The organism is Bradyrhizobium sp. 154, assembly GCF_023073875.1.
Taxonomy (GTDB): domain Bacteria; phylum Pseudomonadota; class Alphaproteobacteria; order Rhizobiales; family Xanthobacteraceae; genus Bradyrhizobium.
This window is the reverse complement of the sequence record NZ_JADPKG010000122.1, coordinates 90,426-107,150: the sequence shown is the minus strand read 5'-3', so window position 1 is coordinate 107,150 and position 16,725 is coordinate 90,426. Positions and strand designations below refer to the sequence as shown.

Below are 16,725 nucleotides of genomic sequence, written 5' to 3'. Positions count from 1 at the left end.
AATTGTCCTTACTGGAAATTGTCCTTTGAGCGGCTCATCAGCTCGATGAACACGTCTTCGAGCGATGGCGACGATTTCTGCCAGTGCAGGCCGCTTCTCTCGCGCCACGGCCCGATGCTGGCCTCGAGCGCAGCGACGTCGCGCCCCGAAACGTGCAGCGAGGTGCCGAACGGCGCCACCATATCGATGCCGGGCTTGCCCGTGAGCGCGGCCGCGATCTCATTGAGGTCTTCGCCCGTGACCGTGTAGGTGGTGAGCGCGGATTTGGCGATCACCTGCTCCACCGTGCCATGCGTCAGAAGATGACCATAAGCGATATAGGCGATCTCGTGACAGCGCTCGGCCTCGTCCATGTAATGGGTCGAGACCAGCACGGTGAGGCCGTCGGCGGCGAGCGCGTGGATCTCGTTCCAGAAGTCGCGCCGCGCCTTGGGATCAACGCCGGCGGTCGGCTCGTCGAGCAGCAGGAGTTGCGGATTGGGCAGCGTGCAGGCACCTAATGCCAGGCGCTGCTTCCAGCCGCCGGAGAGCTCGCCGGCCAGCTGCTCCTCGCGGCCCGACAGTCCGAGCCGCTTGATCATGTCGCGCGCAGCGCCGCGCGCGTCAGTGAGGCCATAGAGGCGCGCGACAAATTCGAGGTTCTCGCGCACCGAGAGATCCTGATACAGGCTGAAGCGCTGGGTCATGTAGCCGACCTGGCGCTTGATCTTTTCGGCATCGCGGCGGATGTCGTAGCCGAGGCAGGTGCCCTCGCCGCTGTCGGGCGTGAGCAGGCCGCAGAGGATGCGAATGGTGGTGGTCTTGCCCGAGCCGTTCGGCCCGAGGAAGCCGTAGATCGAGCCGCGCCTCACCTGCATCGACAGATCGTGCACGACCTCGCGGCCCCCGAACGACTTGGTCAGGCCCTTGACGTCGATCGCGATGCCGTTGCCGCCGCTCATCGCCTATCCGCCACCGGTGTCTTCGGATCGAGATAGACGTTGATCGGCTGTCCGACGCGCAAGGCGTCGGGGCGCGAGGGCCGCGCCTGGATCAGATAGACCAGCTTGTTCCGCTCATCGAGACTGTAGATGACGGGCGGGGTGTATTCGGCCGAGGTCGCGATGAAATAGATCTTTGCGGTGAGATCGGCCGCGCAATTGTCGCAGGCGATGCGCACTGTGTCCCCGATGGCGAGCTTCGGCAGCTCGGTCTCCGGCACGAAGAAGCGCAGCTTCATGTTGCCGGGCGGCATGATCGAGAGCACCGGCCGCTGCGCCGCCACCATCTCGCCCTCGCGGAAATAGATCTGCTGGATGGTGCCTGCGACCGGCGCAAAGCCCTTGCGACGCGCTAGCCGCGTCTCCGACGTCGCCACCCGCGCTTGCGCCACCCGTAAAGCCGAAACAGCAGAATCGAGATTGGCCTGCGTGCCGGAGCCGGTCTTGCTCAGCGAGGCCGCCCGGTCATAGGTCTGCTGCGCATTCGCCAGCGTCGCCTTCTGCTGGTTGAGATCGGCAAGCTGGAGGTCGTCATCGACGGAATAGAGGTGATCGCCTACCTTGACCTCGTCGCCCTCGCGGACATTGAGCTTGGTCACCCGGCCGGCTTCGTCCGGGCTGACGAAGATCATGTCGGCCTCGACCCAGCCCTGGAAGCCGGGATCGCGCTTCTCCTTGCAGCCGCCAAGCGAGGTTACGATCGCCAGAACCACGATCGAGCAAAGGCGCGACAGCTGTCGCCCCCTGACCCTGAGGAGCCGCCAACGGGTCCGCGCGGAGCGCGGCCCGATGACAGGCTCCGCGGCCTCTCGAAGGGCGAGGAGCCACAGCCGGGCCTGCATCCTTCGAGACGCGCGTTCCGCGCTCCTCAGGATGAGGTCAGACATGATTTGCGACGACCTCATGTCGTCCTCCGTTCGCCAAAAATCAAATCGAGATGGACGCGCAGCATCTCCTGCGCGTCGAGCGGCGCGTGCCGTGCGAACAAGCTCTGCCAAATCACCGCGATCATCGCGGGCGCAACCAGGATCTGGGGAAACCGCGCGAGATTTTTCTCGCGGATCTCGCCACGGGCGATGCCGAGCTCGATCAGCGCGCGCATGCCCGCGATTCCGCGCGAGACGACCTCGCGGTAGTAGAAATCGGCAACGGACGGAAAGCGCGGCCCCTCCGCCACGATCAGGCGCACGAGGTCGCCGCGCCTGGTGCCGATGACCTCCTTCAGAAAGTTGCTGGCGAAGGTCTCGACAAGGTCGCGGACCGTTCCGGTCGGCGGCGGCAGCGTCGTAAGGCGCGTGACCACCGGCACGATCACGGTGCGCACCAGCTCCTCGAACATCGATTCCTTGTCCTTAAAGTGCAGGTAGATCGTGCCTTTGGCGACGCCGGCTCGTTTGGCGATTTCGTCGAGCCGGGTCGCGGCAAAGCCGCGCGCGATGAACTCGTCCATCGCCGCCTCCACGATCGCGGCGCGCCGCTCCGCCGCGCGGGCGGCCCGATTTGAAACGCGGGCCTCGGCCTCAGCGCCGGCTTCGGGTGCCTGGCTTGCGGCTTGAGCCGCGGATGCGATCGTTCTGGCTGGCTTCTTCGTCATGCATAATTCATGACTGACTAGTCAGTCATCGTCAATAGGTGACGGAATCGCACTAGACGCGACGAATTAGCATTTACTAATGAATTAGTGTATGCTAATGCGTCTCTCATGATGGAAGCCACCCCCAACCCCGTAACGGCCGTGATGCGCGCCCTCGCCGATCCGACCCGCCGCGCCGTATTTGAACGCGTCTTCGACAGCCGGGAAATCAGCGTCGCCGAGCTGACACGCGGCAGCGGCGTGACCCAGGGCGCGATCTCGCAGCACCTGAAATCCCTCAAGCAGGCCGGCCTCGTCGCCGAGCGCGCCGAGGGCCGCAATGTCTACTACCGCGCCGCGCCGCAAGGGCTCGAGCCCCTGGTCACCTGGATGGACCATTACGGCGTGTTCTGGCGCGAGCGCTTCCAGAACCTGCGTGACCTCTTGAAGGAGATCGATCCGTGAGTGCAGCCGAGTTGAAAGCCGAGACCCAAGATATCGTCCGGGACATCGTCGTTGACGAAGTGCTCCCTCATGCGCCGGAGACGATCTGGAAGGCGCTGACCAGTGCCGAGTTGATCGGGCGTTGGCTGATGAAGCCGACTGGCTTCGAGCCGGTTGAAGGCAACACCTTCACATTCCAGACCACCCCGGGCGGCGCCTGGGACGGCGTCATTCATTGCCGGGTTCTCGAGGTGGTGGCCAACAGGCGTCTTGTCTACGCCTGGAAAGGCGGCGATGAGCGCAACACCGGTTACGGCGCGCCGCTCGACACCGTTGTGACCTGGTCCCTCGCTCCGGTCGAAGCCGGCACCCGGATCCGCCTGATCCATGCGGGCTTCGTCATGCCGAGGAACGAGTCGGCCTACAACGTGATGAGCGGCGGCTGGAAAAAGGTCGTCAGACAGCTCGACGAGATCAGCGGCGAGAAGTGAGGAGATATCGCGATGGACAAACCCTATACCGGTGGCTGCGCCTGCGGCGCGATCCGCTATTCGATTGCCGGCAAGCCGCTGTTCAGCAACCACTGCCAATGCCGCGACTGCCAGCGGGAAAGCGGCAGTGGGCATGGCTCGTACGCGACGTTCGCACGCGCCGGCGTCACGGTGACCGGCGAGGCTAAGCATTGGGACATGGTCGCCGACAGCGGCAACGTCAAGACGCGTGGTTTCTGCACGCAATGCGGCGTGCCTGTGTACATGACCTTCGCGGCACAGCCCGACGTCTTCACGATCCGCGCCGCAAGCCTCGACGAGCCCGCCCGCTACAAGCCGCAGGCGGTCACTTTCGCCGCGCGCGGCCATGACTGGGACCGCCTCGACCCCAGCCTGCTAAAGTTCGATGGCATGCCGCCGGGGTGAGGTGCGTTCCCTCTCCCGCTTGCAAGCGGGAGAGGTGAAACACCAGCGCTTGCAAGCGGGAGAGGTGAAACACCAGCAGCTAAATTCAACTGTGAAACTTCAGACCGTCGACGATCTTGTCGATCACCTTGCGCTCGGCACGCATCGCGATGCCGACGAGATTGAGCTCGGCGCGCGCCACGCCCCTCACCGCCTCGCGATTGGCGGCATCGTGCGTGGTCTTGAACATGTCCTCGGTATAGACCGCCGGTTTGACGTTGCGTGTCAGTGCCCGGTCGAGCGCGCGTGATAATGCCGGACCATCCGCGCCATAGATCAGGATCGGTTGGCCGATCAGCGCGTGATATTTCGTGCCCGAGGCGTCCTCATAGGCTTCGCCGATACATTCCGGAAAGGCCGCGGCGATGCCGCTGGTGAGGAAAGACGCGATGTTGAGCTTCTGCCAGGCCTGAAGATCGGTGCGGATCACGATGGCGATCTTGGTGTCGAACTGCATGTGTATTCCTAACTGTCATTCCACGCGCGATGCTACGCATCGCCCCGGAATGACGGCAAGAAGATTCAGCGCTCGAGGGATCAACCCTTGGCGTCGCAGGCCCAGGCGCGGATCACGCATTCCTTGCCGCCGTATTTGTAGCATTCGCGCGTCGCCGCATTCAGCGACGCCGAGATCTTCGGTTTGACGGCATAGCCATAGGCGCCGCACGGGTTGACGAGATCGACCGACATCGCAGCACAGGCGCGCTTCATCGTGACGGTGGTGCAATCACCCTTGCACTGCTTCTGTGCCACGGCGCGGGCCTCGTGCTCGGCGCCGTAATCATAGGCTTGGCCATAGGCGCCGCACTTGCCAACCGCAATGGCACCGGCGGCGTGAGCTTCTGTGATGTGACGGGCGCCGGAGACACAAACCGAGAGAGCAAAGAAAAACATCGCGCAACGGCGCGCGACGACGTTCGAAGCCATGGAAAAACCCCTCCCCCCAAGGCAGGCGAAGGCGACTCTAAGCGGCGGTCGTTTCCAGATGGTGAACGGGCGGTTGAAATGGGCGACTTGCGAGGGTTGCTACGACACTGTCATCCGCGCCGTGCCGCTTCCAGTGCCTGCGGGGTGTCGATGTCGAGGAAGGCGCTCTCGCCGTCGACGGGCACTTCGGCCACCGCTTCGGTGTGCTTGGCGATCAAGTGTCGCGCGCCAACGTCGCCGTCGAGCGTCATCAACTCCTTAAAGAAGCGACGCGACCATAGCACCGGGTTGCCGCGGCGGCCCTCGCTGACGGGCACGACAATGAGGTTGCCGCGGTCCGGCGCAAAGCCGTAGATGAGGCGGTCGATCAGGCCGGCGTCGATCAGCGGCATGTCGCCGAGACAAACCACGGCGCCATCGCAGGTCTCGGGCACGGCCGCGATACCGGCCTTGACCGAGCTCGCGATGCCGCCGGCGAAATCCGGGTTACGGACGAATTTGACCTTCAGGCCTTGCAGCGCCTGCTCGACCAGCTCGGCCTGGTGGCCGGTGACGACGATCACCTCGGATGCCCGGGAGGCCAGTGCCCGCTCGGTGGCGATCCGCACCAGCTTCTTGCCTTCGAACTCCGCGAGCAGCTTGTTCGGTCCGCCCATCCGGGTGGAGCGGCCCGCCGCCAGCACGATGGCGGCGACCTGACTGTTGCCCTCGGTCTCGGGTTTTGCGCGCGGCTGCGGCCGCGTCACGATCTCCATCAGGAGGCCGCCGACGCCCATGCCCATCAGCTCGGACCGCGTCACCTTGATGCCGGCGAGCAGCCGCATCAGCACCCAGTCAAAACCGTTCTCGACCGGCGAGCGCGCGCAGCCGGGCGCGCCCAGCACCGGGACGTCGCCAGCGCGGGCGATCAGCAGCAGATTGCCGGGATCGACCGGCATGCCGAAATGCTCGATCTCACCACCGATGCCGGTGACGGCTGCCGGAATCACGTCGCGGCGATCAGCGATCGCGGACGCGCCGAACACGATCACGAGCTCAGCCCCCAGCTCGAGCAACTCCTTGATCGCGGCCGACAGCGCCTGCTCCTCATGCGGGACCCGCCGCTCGGCGACGATGCCGGCGCCGGCCGGTGCAAGGCGCTCGGCAGTGACGCGCAGCGTCTTGTCGATCACCTTGGAAGACAGGCCCGGCAGCAGCGTTGAGACCACGCCGACGCGCTTGACGACGTAAGGGGCGATTCTGAGAACGTCCTTGCCGGCGGCCTTCACCGCGGCATCGCGCAAACTCTCCCCGATGCCAAACGGGATTATCTTGACGGTGCCGACCATCTCGCCCTCGACCACCGGCTTGAACGCCTGCAGCGTGGCAAAGGTGATGGCCTCGTCGACATTGTTGATGCGGTCGACTGCGGCGCGGTCGATCACCAGCACGCCCGCCCGCGCGGCGAACAAATTGGCGCGGCCGGTGAAGGCGCGCTCGACATGGATGCCCTCGCCGCCGACGGCAAGCGCGATGCTGGCGGCCGCAACGTCCTCGGAGACGTCGCCCGCCTCCATGCGTACCACGACAATCTGCTTGATGCCGGCGCGCTCCAGCGTCTCGACCTCGGTGGGGCCGATCGTCGTGCCTTTCTTGAGCACCAGCGGTCCCTGGCGCAGGGTGTGGACGGTCACCCCGCCGATCGCATCCCTCGGACTCGCCGGGCCGAACTTCATGCCGCTTCTTCTCTTTCTTTCGGAGGCAGGCGCAGCACCGCCGTGATCTCGGCCATGATCGCCACCGCGATCTCGGCCGGCGAGACCGCGCCGATCGCAAGGCCAATGGGCGCATGGATGCGCGCGATGTCGCTTTCTTTCGCGCCCTGCGCCCGCAGCCGGTCGCCCCGCTTGGCGTGCGTCTTGCGCGAGCCGAGCGCACCGATGTAGAAGCAATTGCGCTCGAAGGCGTGCAGCAGCGCGGGATCGTCGATCTTGGGATCGTGCGTTACCGCGACGAAGGCGGTGTAGGCATCGACATTGAGCGGCGGCAGCGCAGTGTCGGGCCATTCGGCGATCAGCGGAATATCGGGGAAGCGCTCAGGGCTTGCAAACGCCGTGCGTGGATCGATCACAGTGACGTCGTAGCCGAGCGAGCGCGCCAGCGGCGCCAAGGCCTGGCTGATATGCACCGCGCCGATGATGACGAGCTTGGCAGTCGGCGCATAGACGTTGAGGAACAGCTTCTTGCCGCCGGCCTCGACATTGGCGCTCTTGCCGGCGCGAAGCTGCTTTTCCAGCTCTGCGCGCAGCGGATCTTTGGCAAAGTCCTTCGCCTTCACCAGGCGCTGCTCGCCGCTTTCGGTGTCCGTCACCAGAATGACCGGCCGGCGCGCGGCGCGCTCGGCGTTGAGTTCGTGCAGGATCGCGAGCTTCACGGCTAGCCGACCTTCTCGACGAAGACGCGGATGGTGCCGCCGCAGGACAGCCCGACATTCCAGGCGGTCTCGTCGGCCACGCCAAACTCCAGCATCTTGGGCTTGCCACTCTCGATCACGTCCATGGCTTCGGTGACCACGGCGCCCTCGACGCAGCCGCCGGAGACGGAGCCCAAGAACGTGCCCTCGTCATTGATGACGAGACTCGAGCCCGCCGGACGCGGCGCCGAGCCCCAGGTCTCCACGACGGTGGCGAGCGCAACCCCACGGCCCGCCTTCTGCCAGTCCTCCGCCGCCTTCATAATATCCTCGTCGCGATCGAGCATGGGTGGCCTCTCAAGCTGCGGAGCGGATCAGGCTGCGGTGATGCGGCGGCAGCGGCTGGGAGAGCGTGGTGATCAGCTCCTGGATCGAACTCAAATTATGTACCGGGCGGAATTCGTCAACGTGGGGGAGCATCATTTTGATGCCCTGCGCCTTGGCCTCGAAACCGCCGAACCGGAGCAGCGGGTTCAGCCAGATCAGCCGCCGGCAGGATCGGTGCAGCCGGTCCATCTCGAAGGCCAGCTTGGAATCGGCCTCTCGCTCCAGCCCGTCGGAGATGAGCAGCACAATGGCACCCTGGCTCAGCACGCGCCGCGCCCACAATTTGTTGAAGTTGTGCAGCGAGGCAGAGATCCGCGTGCCACCGGCCCAATCCTCGACCGACGCCGAGCAGCTCGCCAGCGCCTCATCAGGGTCGCGCTGGCGCAGCGCGCGGGTGACGTTGGTCAGCCGGGTGCCGAACAGGAACACCGAGACGCGCTTGCGCGCATCGGTGATGGCATGGAGGAAATGCAGGAATAGGCGGGTGTATTCGTTCATCGAGCCCGAGATATCGAGCAGCGCAACGATCGGCGCGGGCTTCTCGATCCGTCCAAGGCGATGGATGTCGATGATGTCGCCGCCAGTGCGTAAAGATGCTCGGAGCGTGCGGCGCAGGTCGAGGCGTAGCCCGCGTGGATCGGGCCGGCGCCGGCGCGTCAGGAGCTCGGCTTGCGGCAGCCGCATCCGCTCGACGGCGCGAAGCGCCTCGGCGATCTCGGCCGCGCTCATCTGCGCAAAGTCCTTCTTCTGGAGGATCTCCTTGTCGGAGACCGACAGGCGCAGATCCTGCTCCTGGTGCTGCGGCGTCTCCGTCATGCGCGGCTGCGACATCGCCTCCTGCACGCGGCGGGAGCCTGCCTGCGGCTTCTTCCTGGCCTGCTCCGGCAGCGGCACCGAATCCAGCATATGCTTCCACTCTTCAGAGGCGCGGAAGAACAGGTTGAAAGCCTGCTTGAAGATCAGCGCATGCTCGTGGCGCTTGACGAAGATGGCCTCAAGCGTGGCGAAGACATCGGTGCGGCTGCCGATGTCGATCACCTGGAGCGCGCTCATCGCATCGATGACGGCGCCTGGGCCCACCGGCATCCCCGCCGCACGCAGCGCGCGGGCAAAGCCGACGATGTTGTCGGCGAACTGCTCGGTCTGCTCCGGGGCAAGATGGTTGATAGCCATGGTCTAATCCCTCTCTCCGTCATTCCGGGGTGCCGCTCAAGCGGCGAACCCGGAATCCAGAGATTGCGGCGCGAGATTCCGGGTTCGCGACTGCGTCGCGCCCCGGAACGACGGACCTACGACTCGCTCGTGGCGTCCTTCAGCACCTTCTGCAAGGCATCGCCCTGCATCCGGGTGATGTCGTCCTGGTATTTGAGCAGCGCGCCCAGCGTATCGCCGACCACTTGCGGGGTCAGCGAACGGGCGTCGAGCTCCGACAAAGCGGTGGCCCAATCGATGGTCTCGGCGACACCCGGCGACTTGTAGAAGTCCTGGTTGCGCAGCGCCTGGACGAAGCGCACGACCTGCTCCGAAAGTTTCGCCGATATGCCGGGCACGCGCGTCTTGACGATCGCGAGCTCGCGCTCGGCGGCGGGATAATCCACCCAGTGATAGAGACAGCGCCGCTTCAGCGCGTCGTGGATCTCGCGGGTGCGGTTAGAGGTGATGATGACGATCGGCGGGTGCGGCGCCCTCACGGTACCAAATTCGGGGATCGTCACCTGGAAGTCGCTGAGGATTTCGAGCAGGTACGCCTCGAACGCCTCGTCGGCGCGGTCGAGTTCATCGATCAGCAGCACCGGCGGACCGGCGACGTCGGGCTCCAGCGCCTGGAGGAGCGGCCGCTTGATCATGTAACGGTCCGCGAAGATGTCGCTCGAGAGCTGGTCGCGATCAGTGTCGCCGGCCGCTTCCGCCATCCGGATCGCGATCATCTGCGCGGCGCTGTTCCACTCATAGACCGCGGAGGAGACGTCAAGGCCCTCGTAGCACTGAAGGCGGATCAATTTCCGCCGCAGCGCCGCCGAAAGCACCTTGGCGATCTCGGTCTTGCCGACGCCGGCCTCGCCTTCCAGGAACAGCGGCCGGCCCATGCGCAGCGAGAGATAGGTCACCGTGGCCAGCGACCGCTCGGCGAGGTAGCCACACGAGGTCAGGAGTTCGAGCATCGCATCGACCGATGCCGGCAAAGCACCGGAAGAATTGGCCGCTGAAGTCATGAAAAAGCCAGTCTCGCTACGCCCTCACCGGGGACAGTTTGGGCCGCGGAATGAGGTCAGCTCATTCCTTGGCATTGGCGGCATCGACGGCGCGGCGCGTCAGCACGCCGATGAGATGCGCACGGTACTCGGCGCTGCCGTGGATGTCGCTGTTGAGGCCTTCGGCCGGCATCACGATGCCGTCAAGCGCCTTCGACGAGAAGCGCTTCTTCAGGGCCTCCTCGAACGCGGTGACGCGGAACACGCCTTCGGAGCCGGCACCGGTGACGGCGACGCGCACGTCCGACGGACGCCGCGCCACGAACACGCCGACCAGCGCGTAGCGCGAAGCCTGGTTGCGGAATTTGACATAGGCCGCCTTCTTCGGCAGCGGAAACATCACCTTGGTGATGATCTCGTCGGCTTCAAGCGCGGTCGAGAACAGGCCCTGGAAATACTCTTCCGCCTTCAGGCGGCGCTTGTTGGTGACGATGGTCGCCCCTAACGCGAGGACGGCGGCCGGATAATCCGCGGTCGGATCGTTGTTGGCGAGCGAGCCGCCGATCGTGCCCTTGTGACGCACGGCGGGATCGCCGATTCCACCCGCAAGGCTGGCGAGCGCCGGGATCGCCTCGCCGACGATCGGGGAGCTTGCGACCTCGGCATGCTTGGCGGTGGCTCCGATCACCAGCGAGCGACCCTTCATCTCGATCGTGTCGAGCCCCTCGATGTGAGAGAGGTCGACCAGATGCGGCGGGCTGGCGAGGCGCTGCTTCATGACGGGAATCAGCGTGTGGCCGCCGGCGATCACCTTGGCGTCTTCGTTCTTCACCAGGAGATTGGCCGCCTGGCGCACGGTGCCGGGGCGATGATATTTGAATTCATACATGGGTGTGTCCTGATCGCGGAATGCGCGCGCGGTCTACGCGAGATCGGATTTGGCCATCGCCTTCGCACCGGCGGTGATCGAGGCGACGATGTTCTGATAGCCGGTGCAGCGGCAGAGATTGCCTTCCAGCTCTTCGCGGATAGTGTGGTCGTCGAGCTCATGGCCCTTGCGATGCACGATGTCGATCGCGGTCATGATCATGCCGGGCGTGCAGAAGCCGCACTGCAGGCCATGATGCTCGCGGAAGGCCTCCTGCATCGGATGCAACGGCGCGCCATCCGCGGCGAGCCCCTCGATCGTCTTGACCTCGTGGCCATCGGCCATCACCGCCAGCGTGGTGCAGGACTTCACGGCCTTGCCATCGAGATGCACGACGCAGGCGCCGCACTGCGAGGTGTCGCAGCCGACATGGGTCCCGGTCAGCCGCAGATTCTCGCGCAGGAACTGCACCAGGAGGGTGCGGGGATCGACATTGGCCGTGACTGGATTGCCGTTCACGATGAGGGAGATTTTTGCCATAAGCACTCTCTATCAGCGCCCCGACGGGTCCCATCGAAGCGGTTCTTATAATTATTCCGACCCATCATATGGGCCATTATGCCCGGGAGCAACATCGCCCCGGACGCAAGGCGCCATGTCCAAAGGCGATAGCCTTTAGCCCTGTACCGCCTTGGCGAAGTTCGCGAAAAATTCGTCGGCCAGCTTCTTGGCGGCGCCGTTGATCAGGCGCTGGCCGAGCTGCGCCAACTTGCCGCCGATCTGCGCCTCGACGTCGTAGGAGAGCAGTGTGCCGCCGTCCTTCTCCGCGAGCCTGACGGCCGCGCCGCCCTTAGCGAAGCCGGCCACCCCACCCTCACCCTCACCGGAGATCTTGTAGCCGTTGGGCGGGTCGAGATCGGAGAGCATGACTTTGCCCTTGAAGCGCGCGGACACCGGGCCAACCTTCATTTTCGCCGTTGCGCGAAAGCCGCCGTCGTCGGTCTTCTCCAGCTCCTCGCAGCCGGGGATGCAGGCCTTCAGCACCTCGGGGTCGTTGAGCTTGTCCCACACGGCCTCGCGCGGCGCCGCAAGCTGAACTTCGCCGTTCATCGTCATGGCCATGGGTGCCTCCCGGATCGCACAACTATAATGCTGCTCAAGTAACGCACGGAGGCCGTAAAGGAAAGGGCGGCCCCCGGTCACGTGCAATGCATATTCGCAACTGCAAAAAGCTTGCGCCGATGGTTTGGGATTGGCACAGGCGGGCCATGGTGGTTAGGTCCCGCACAATATGAGCACATCCCTCTCCCCCCTGCTCGCGCCGATGCTGTCAAGCGCAGCCATGCGCGCGGTCTGCGACGATCGGTCGACCCTCCAGAACATGCTCGATTTCGAGGCAGCTCTGGCACGGGCCGAAGCCGCCACAGGTGTGATTCCCCCATCCGCGGTGGAGTCGATCGCGTCCGCCTGCAAGGCTGATGCCTTTGATATGGCAGCCCTGGCCGAGGCCGCGACGCGATCAGGCAATCTCGCGATTCCCCTGGTCAAGGCGCTGACCGCCAATGTCGGCAGGGCCGATGCGGAGGCCGCGCGTTACGTGCATTGGGGCGCGACCAGCCAGGACGTCATCGACACCGCGACCATGCTCACGCTGCGCGCGGGCATCGGTGCGTTGGACGCCGACCTCAGCCGCGCCATCAAGGGTCTTGCCGCATTGGCGCGCGCCCATCGCGCCACCGCGATGGTCGCGCGCACCTGGCTCCAGCACGCGCTGCCGATGCCGTTCGGGCTGAAGGCTGCCGAATACGCCGCAAGCCTTGCCCGCAGCCGCTGCCGCCTCAGGCGGCTCTCCCGCGAGGGTCTCGCGCTGCAATTCGGCGGCGCCGCCGGCACGCTCGCCGCGCTCGGCGACAAGGGACTAGCTGTTGCAGAGCGGCTGGCGCAGGAGCTGAACCTGCCATTGCCGGATGCGCCCTGGCACACCCATCGCGACCGCATCGCGGAGGCGGCGTCCTGCCTTGCGATTCTCGCCGGCAGTTGCGGCAAGATCGCCCGCGACGTCTCGCTGCTGATGCAGACCGACGTCGCCGAAGCGTTCGAACCCGCCGGCGAAGGCCGCGGCGGCTCCTCGACTATGCCGCACAAGCGCAACCCAGTCGCCGCCGCCAGCGCGCTTGGCGCTGCGACCATGGCCCCGCAACTCGCCGCGACGATTTTTGCCGCGCAAGTGCAGGACCACGAACGCAGCGCCGGCCCCTGGCACGCGGAATGGCCGACGCTGCCGCAATTGATGCTGGTCACCTCGGGCGCGCTTGCCGCCGTCGTTGACATCGCCGAGGGCCTTGACGTCGACACCGCGCGCATGCGCAGCAATCTCGATGCGACGCACGGCTTGATCATGGCGGAAGCGGTCACCTTTGCGCTGGCAGAGACGATCGGCAAGAGCGATGCGCATCATCTCGTCGAGGCCGCCAGCAAGCGCGCGGTCGCCGAGAAGAAGCATCTGCGCGAGGTACTGTCGGCTGATTCGCTTGTTACCGCTCATCTGCCGCCGGAAAAAATTGCGGCATTGTTCGAGCCGATGGCCTATCAAGGAGCTTCCCAAGCCCTGATCGACCGGCTGCTCGACAGCCTCGATCGCGAATAAGAACCGCGAATCCGACGGAGACGCCGCATGCCCATGATCGATGCCGACGGTTGCCTGCTCAACGTCTCGGTCGAGGGCCGCGACGGCGGACCGACCTTGATGCTCTCCAATTCGCTGGGCTGCACGCTGCAAATGTGGGAGCCGCAGATGAAGGCGCTGACGCAGGTGTTCCGCGTCATCCGCTACGACCGCCGCGGCCACGGCAAGTCCAACGTTCCGCCCGGTCCCTACACGATGGAGCGCTTCGGCCGCGACGTGCTCGCGATCCTCGACGATCTCAACATCGAGAAGGTGCATTGGTGCGGCCTGTCGATGGGCGGCATGGTCGGACAATGGCTGGGCGCGAACGCGCCGGAACGCTTCGGTAAGATCATCCTCGCCAACACCTCCTGCTATTATGCCGAACCGACCAAATGGCTGGAACGCATCGACGCTGTGAAGAAGGGCGGCATCGCGGCGGTCGCCGATGCCGTGCTTGCGGGCTGGCTGACCCAGGATTTCCGCGAGCGCGAGCCCGAGATCACCGCGAAGATGAAGTCGATGCTGCTTGCCTCGCCCGTCGAGGGCTATCTCGCCTGCTGCGAGGCGCTGTCGACACTGGACCAGCGCGCGCTGCTTCCCAAGATCAAGAGCCCGACGCTGGTGATCGCCGGCCGCCATGACATGGCGACGCCGATCTCGGCGGGCGAGCTGATCCGCTCGAACATTCCCGGCGCCAGCATGACCATCATCGATGCCGCCCACATTTCTAACGTCGAGCAGCCGCACGCGTTTACAGATGCGGTGGTAGGATTTTTGACGCAGCGCTGATCTCACCACGCGTCATTGCGAGCGCAGCGAAGCAATCCAGACTGCCGTCTGCGGAAAGATTCTGGATTGCTTCGCTTCGCTCGCAATGACAGAGAGGAGGATAGATATGGACGACCAAAACCGCCGCGATGCCGGCATGAATGTACGCCGAAAAGTACTGGGCAATGCCTGGGTCGACAAGTCGATCGCGAACCGCAACGCCTTCAACACCGACTTCCAGGACCTGATCACCGGCTACGCCTGGGGCGAGATCTGGACGCGGCCGCATTTCGACGAGCGCACGCGACGGGTGCTGGTGATCGGCACCATGGTCGCGCTCGGGCAATGGGACGAATTCCGCCTGCACGTGCGCGCGGCGCTCGCCGAAGGCGGCTTCACGCCCGACGACATCAAGGAGATCCTGCTGCAGCAGGCGATCTATTGCGGGGTTCCGGCGGCGAACCACGCCGTGAAGGAAGCCTCAGCGATTGTGCAGGAGCTCGGCCTGCTCAAGACCTAGGGGAGCGGCGATCTCGACGGTCTTCGGCGCTGCCGCCGGCTTCTCGATCACCACGACGATGGCCGCGCCGAGCAGAAGCAGAAGCTCGGTCGCGTGCAGCCGGAGCGCGGCCATCTCGCCGACCTTCGAGGCCATCACCATGCTGGCAAACGAGATCAGACTGCCGATCGCCAGGGCAATGCCGAGCGCCTCGTCACTGCCGCCATTCTTCCGCGTGCGGCGGATGCAGAGCAGCGCGAGATAGATCAGAAAGAACGCCACGACGGTCAGCCGTCCCAGGGCCAGCAGCCAGGCGGCCCGCACCGTGCTCATCCCCGCCATGTCGAGATGGTCGCTGAGGAACAGGGCGACCGCGACGCTCGGCCGCTCGTAGAGGCCGTGCACCGGTGCGACCATGATGTTGAAGGCCACCAGCGTCCAGGCCGGGATGAAGTAGGCCGCCAGCAGCGCGCCGTTGACCGAGCCGATCCGCCAATTCCTGAACATGCCGCTTCCCGCTTGCTTGCCGAAAGCCCTCAACGGAAGGCAATGGCTTTGCCGGAGCTAACTCGCATCAGACTGTGGCGGCAATTTAAACCCTTTGTTTACCTTAACCGCCCGGCGGACCGGGCGCCCACAAAAAAGGCCCCGCCTTACGGCAGGGCCCCTCTTCACGTCTGGGCTCCCAAACTACTTGTCCTGACCCTGTTGCTGACCGGGCCGGTCGCCCTGGCGCATCGGATCCTGCTGCTGCTGTCCGGGTTTCTGGCCGCCGCCCTGCTGTTGCTGAGGCGTGCGCTGGCCGGGGTTCTGACTCTGCTGACCCGGATTCTGGTTCTGCTGCTTCGTCATTCGGGGGAACTCCCTTGTTGGACGTCAGAGGCGAGACAACGGCCACGCTCCATTTTGGTTGCTCAGGAACCCGATTCCTCGCGGTTCGAGGGAACCGAAGGCGAAAATGACCTCTGTACAAGCCTGGATGTCGACATCTGGCCAGTTGCAGCGTCCAGTTCCCTCCTGTTACAAAACTGGAAGAATGCTCAAGGGCTGCCGGGGCCCGAGGAGAACTTGCGACCTCTCTCTCGAAGAGCTCCCTTTGAGCCGCGTCAGGTTTGGTAACGGCAGCCCATGGATTATTTCGCCCAGCAGCTCATCAACGGTCTCGTCCTGGGCTCGATTTACGGCCTGATCGCGATCGGATACACGATGGTCTACGGCATCGTCGGCATGATCAACTTCGCCCATGGCGACGTCTTCATGATCGGCGGCTTCATTGCGCTGATTACCTTCCTGATTCTGATCTCGCTCGGCCTCACCGCAATCCCGGTGATCCTGCTCGTGGTTCTGCTGGTCTCGATGGCGATCACCGCGCTCTACGGCTGGACCATCGAGCGCATCGCCTACCGGCCGCTGCGTCATTCCTTCCGCCTCGCCCCGATGCTGTCGGCGATTGGTATGTCCTTCGTGCTGACCAACTACTCGCAGGTGGCGCAAGGCGCGCGCGTCAAGCCGATCCCGCCTTTCATCACCGGCGGCTACACGCTGCATGAGAGCCCGGACGGCTTCGTCATCCAGCTTTCCAACATCCAGATCATGGTGGTCATCACCACCATCGTGCTGTTGGCGATCTTCACCTGGCTGGTGTCACGCACCCGGCTCGGACGCGACATGCGCGCCTGCGAACAGGACCAGACCATGGCGGCGCTGCTCGGCGTCGACGTCGACCGCACCATCTCCATGACCTTCGTGATCGGCGCCGCGCTCGCCGCGGTCGCAGGCCTGATGTACCTGCTCTATTATGGCCTGGTGGATTTCTTCATGGGCTTCGTCGCCGGCATCAAGGCCTTCACCGCCGCCGTGCTCGGCGGCATCGGCTCGCTGCCCGGCGCCATGCTCGGCGGACTTGCGATCGGCCTGATCGAGACGTTCTGGTCGGCCTATTTCTCGGTGGAGTACAAGGACGTCGCCGCGTTCTCGATTCTGATTGTCGTGCTGATCTTCATGCCGACCGGCCTGCTCGGCCGTCCCGAAGTCGAAAAAGTCTGACGGACCGGCCCGCGTGACAACTCCC

22 protein-coding genes are annotated in these 16,725 nt (G+C 64.8%); 7 read left to right on the top strand and 15 right to left on the bottom strand.

Annotated elements, in window-relative coordinates; translation table 11 throughout:
* Positions 1–8: 8 nt before the first annotated feature.
* From IVA92_RS33805 to IVA92_RS33795, 3 genes are read right to left on the bottom strand one after another with little or no spacing between them, the layout of a single operon-like run.
* Complete coding sequence (locus IVA92_RS33805) at positions 9–941, bottom strand: ABC transporter ATP-binding protein (RefSeq protein WP_247280745.1); 933 nt, start codon at positions 939–941, stop codon at positions 9–11.
* On the bottom strand, positions 938–1,885 hold the full coding sequence (locus IVA92_RS33800) for an efflux RND transporter periplasmic adaptor subunit (protein WP_247280744.1): 948 nt from the start codon (positions 1,883–1,885) through the stop codon (positions 938–940). Before IVA92_RS33800 ends, IVA92_RS33805 begins: the two co-directional genes overlap by 4 nt.
* Complete coding sequence (locus IVA92_RS33795) at positions 1,882–2,574, bottom strand: TetR/AcrR family transcriptional regulator (RefSeq protein WP_247280743.1); 693 nt, start codon at positions 2,572–2,574, stop codon at positions 1,882–1,884. The genes IVA92_RS33800 and IVA92_RS33795 overlap by 4 nt, the downstream gene beginning before the upstream one ends.
* A 108-nt stretch (positions 2,575–2,682) precedes the next feature.
* On the opposite strand from IVA92_RS33795, the gene IVA92_RS33790 reads away from it, so the two are divergent.
* The 3 genes from IVA92_RS33790 to IVA92_RS33780 are packed head-to-tail and all read left to right on the top strand — an operon-like array spanning position 2,683 to position 3,914.
* Positions 2,683–3,018 carry a metalloregulator ArsR/SmtB family transcription factor gene (locus IVA92_RS33790; RefSeq protein WP_247280742.1) on the top strand — a complete coding sequence of 112 codons (336 nt, stop codon included), beginning with the start codon at positions 2,683–2,685 and terminating at the stop codon, positions 3,016–3,018.
* A complete protein-coding gene (locus IVA92_RS33785; protein ID WP_247280741.1) occupies positions 3,015–3,488 on the top strand; it encodes an SRPBCC domain-containing protein in 474 nt (157 codons plus the stop codon). The genes IVA92_RS33790 and IVA92_RS33785 overlap by 4 nt, the downstream gene beginning before the upstream one ends.
* Positions 3,489–3,500: 12 nt before the next feature.
* Positions 3,501–3,914 (top strand): GFA family protein, encoded by a 414-nt coding sequence (locus tag IVA92_RS33780; RefSeq protein ID WP_247280740.1) that lies wholly within the window; start codon positions 3,501–3,503, stop codon positions 3,912–3,914.
* 85 nt (positions 3,915–3,999) lie between these two features.
* Here the strand turns inward: IVA92_RS33780 and IVA92_RS33775 are convergent, their stop codons facing one another.
* The 10 genes from IVA92_RS33775 to IVA92_RS33730 all read right to left on the bottom strand — a co-directional run bounded on the left by IVA92_RS33775 (position 4,000) and on the right by IVA92_RS33730 (position 11,841).
* Entirely contained in the window at positions 4,000–4,410 is a 411-nt protein-coding gene (locus tag IVA92_RS33775; protein ID WP_247280739.1) for a DUF2000 family protein, read from the bottom strand.
* A gap of 80 nt (positions 4,411–4,490) precedes the next feature.
* Positions 4,491–4,880 (bottom strand): DUF4189 domain-containing protein, encoded by a 390-nt coding sequence (locus IVA92_RS33770; protein WP_247280738.1) that lies wholly within the window; start codon positions 4,878–4,880, stop codon positions 4,491–4,493.
* A 110-nt stretch (positions 4,881–4,990) separates the two neighbouring features.
* Complete coding sequence (locus tag IVA92_RS33765; protein WP_247280737.1) at positions 4,991–6,595, bottom strand: molybdopterin-binding/glycosyltransferase family 2 protein; 1,605 nt, start codon at positions 6,593–6,595, stop codon at positions 4,991–4,993.
* Positions 6,592–7,293 carry an XdhC family protein gene (locus IVA92_RS33760; RefSeq protein ID WP_247280736.1) on the bottom strand — a complete coding sequence of 234 codons (702 nt, stop codon included), beginning with the start codon at positions 7,291–7,293 and terminating at the stop codon, positions 6,592–6,594. The genes IVA92_RS33765 and IVA92_RS33760 overlap by 4 nt, the downstream gene beginning before the upstream one ends.
* A gap of 2 nt (positions 7,294–7,295) precedes the next feature.
* Positions 7,296–7,619: an XdhC family protein gene (locus IVA92_RS33755; protein WP_247280735.1), complete on the bottom strand. Its 324-nt coding sequence runs from the start codon at positions 7,617–7,619 to the stop codon at positions 7,296–7,298.
* Positions 7,620–7,629: 10 nt separating this feature from the next.
* Entirely contained in the window at positions 7,630–8,832 is a 1,203-nt protein-coding gene (locus IVA92_RS33750) for a VWA domain-containing protein (protein WP_247280734.1), read from the bottom strand.
* Between the two features lie 116 nt (positions 8,833–8,948).
* Positions 8,949–9,872 (bottom strand): MoxR family ATPase, encoded by a 924-nt coding sequence (locus IVA92_RS33745; protein WP_247280733.1) that lies wholly within the window; start codon positions 9,870–9,872, stop codon positions 8,949–8,951.
* Positions 9,873–9,933: 61 nt separating this feature from the next.
* Positions 9,934–10,740 (bottom strand): xanthine dehydrogenase family protein subunit M, encoded by an 807-nt coding sequence (locus IVA92_RS33740; protein WP_247280732.1) that lies wholly within the window; start codon positions 10,738–10,740, stop codon positions 9,934–9,936.
* 33 nt (positions 10,741–10,773) lie between these two features.
* Positions 10,774–11,259, bottom strand: a complete 486-nt coding sequence (locus IVA92_RS33735; RefSeq protein WP_247280731.1) for a (2Fe-2S)-binding protein — start codon at positions 11,257–11,259, stop codon at positions 10,774–10,776.
* A gap of 135 nt (positions 11,260–11,394) precedes the next feature.
* Positions 11,395–11,841 carry a carbon monoxide dehydrogenase subunit G gene (locus tag IVA92_RS33730; protein WP_247280730.1) on the bottom strand — a complete coding sequence of 149 codons (447 nt, stop codon included), beginning with the start codon at positions 11,839–11,841 and terminating at the stop codon, positions 11,395–11,397.
* Between the two features lie 169 nt (positions 11,842–12,010).
* Here IVA92_RS33730 and IVA92_RS33725 point away from each other — a divergent pair, with 169 nt between their 5' ends.
* From IVA92_RS33725 to IVA92_RS33715, 3 genes are all read left to right on the top strand, one after another.
* Positions 12,011–13,366 (top strand): 3-carboxy-cis,cis-muconate cycloisomerase, encoded by a 1,356-nt coding sequence (locus tag IVA92_RS33725; protein WP_247280729.1) that lies wholly within the window; start codon positions 12,011–12,013, stop codon positions 13,364–13,366.
* A 27-nt stretch (positions 13,367–13,393) separates the two neighbouring features.
* Complete coding sequence (gene pcaD, locus IVA92_RS33720; RefSeq protein ID WP_247280728.1) at positions 13,394–14,176, top strand: 3-oxoadipate enol-lactonase; 783 nt, start codon at positions 13,394–13,396, stop codon at positions 14,174–14,176.
* 106 nt (positions 14,177–14,282) lie between these two features.
* Positions 14,283–14,675, top strand: a complete 393-nt coding sequence (locus IVA92_RS33715) for a carboxymuconolactone decarboxylase family protein (RefSeq protein ID WP_247280727.1) — start codon at positions 14,283–14,285, stop codon at positions 14,673–14,675.
* Here the strand turns inward: IVA92_RS33715 and IVA92_RS33710 are convergent.
* Both IVA92_RS33710 and IVA92_RS33705 read right to left on the bottom strand, forming a co-directional pair.
* Positions 14,637–15,161: a hypothetical protein gene (locus IVA92_RS33710; RefSeq protein WP_247280726.1), complete on the bottom strand. Its 525-nt coding sequence runs from the start codon at positions 15,159–15,161 to the stop codon at positions 14,637–14,639. The genes IVA92_RS33715 and IVA92_RS33710 overlap by 39 nt on opposite strands.
* A gap of 183 nt (positions 15,162–15,344) precedes the next feature.
* A complete protein-coding gene (locus IVA92_RS33705; protein ID WP_164934786.1) occupies positions 15,345–15,506 on the bottom strand; it encodes a hypothetical protein in 162 nt (53 codons plus the stop codon).
* 276 nt (positions 15,507–15,782) lie between these two features.
* On the opposite strand from IVA92_RS33705, the gene IVA92_RS33700 reads away from it, so the two are divergent.
* Positions 15,783–16,700 (top strand): branched-chain amino acid ABC transporter permease LivH, encoded by a 918-nt coding sequence (locus IVA92_RS33700; RefSeq protein WP_247280725.1) that lies wholly within the window; start codon positions 15,783–15,785, stop codon positions 16,698–16,700.
* Positions 16,701–16,725 lie beyond the last annotated feature (25 nt).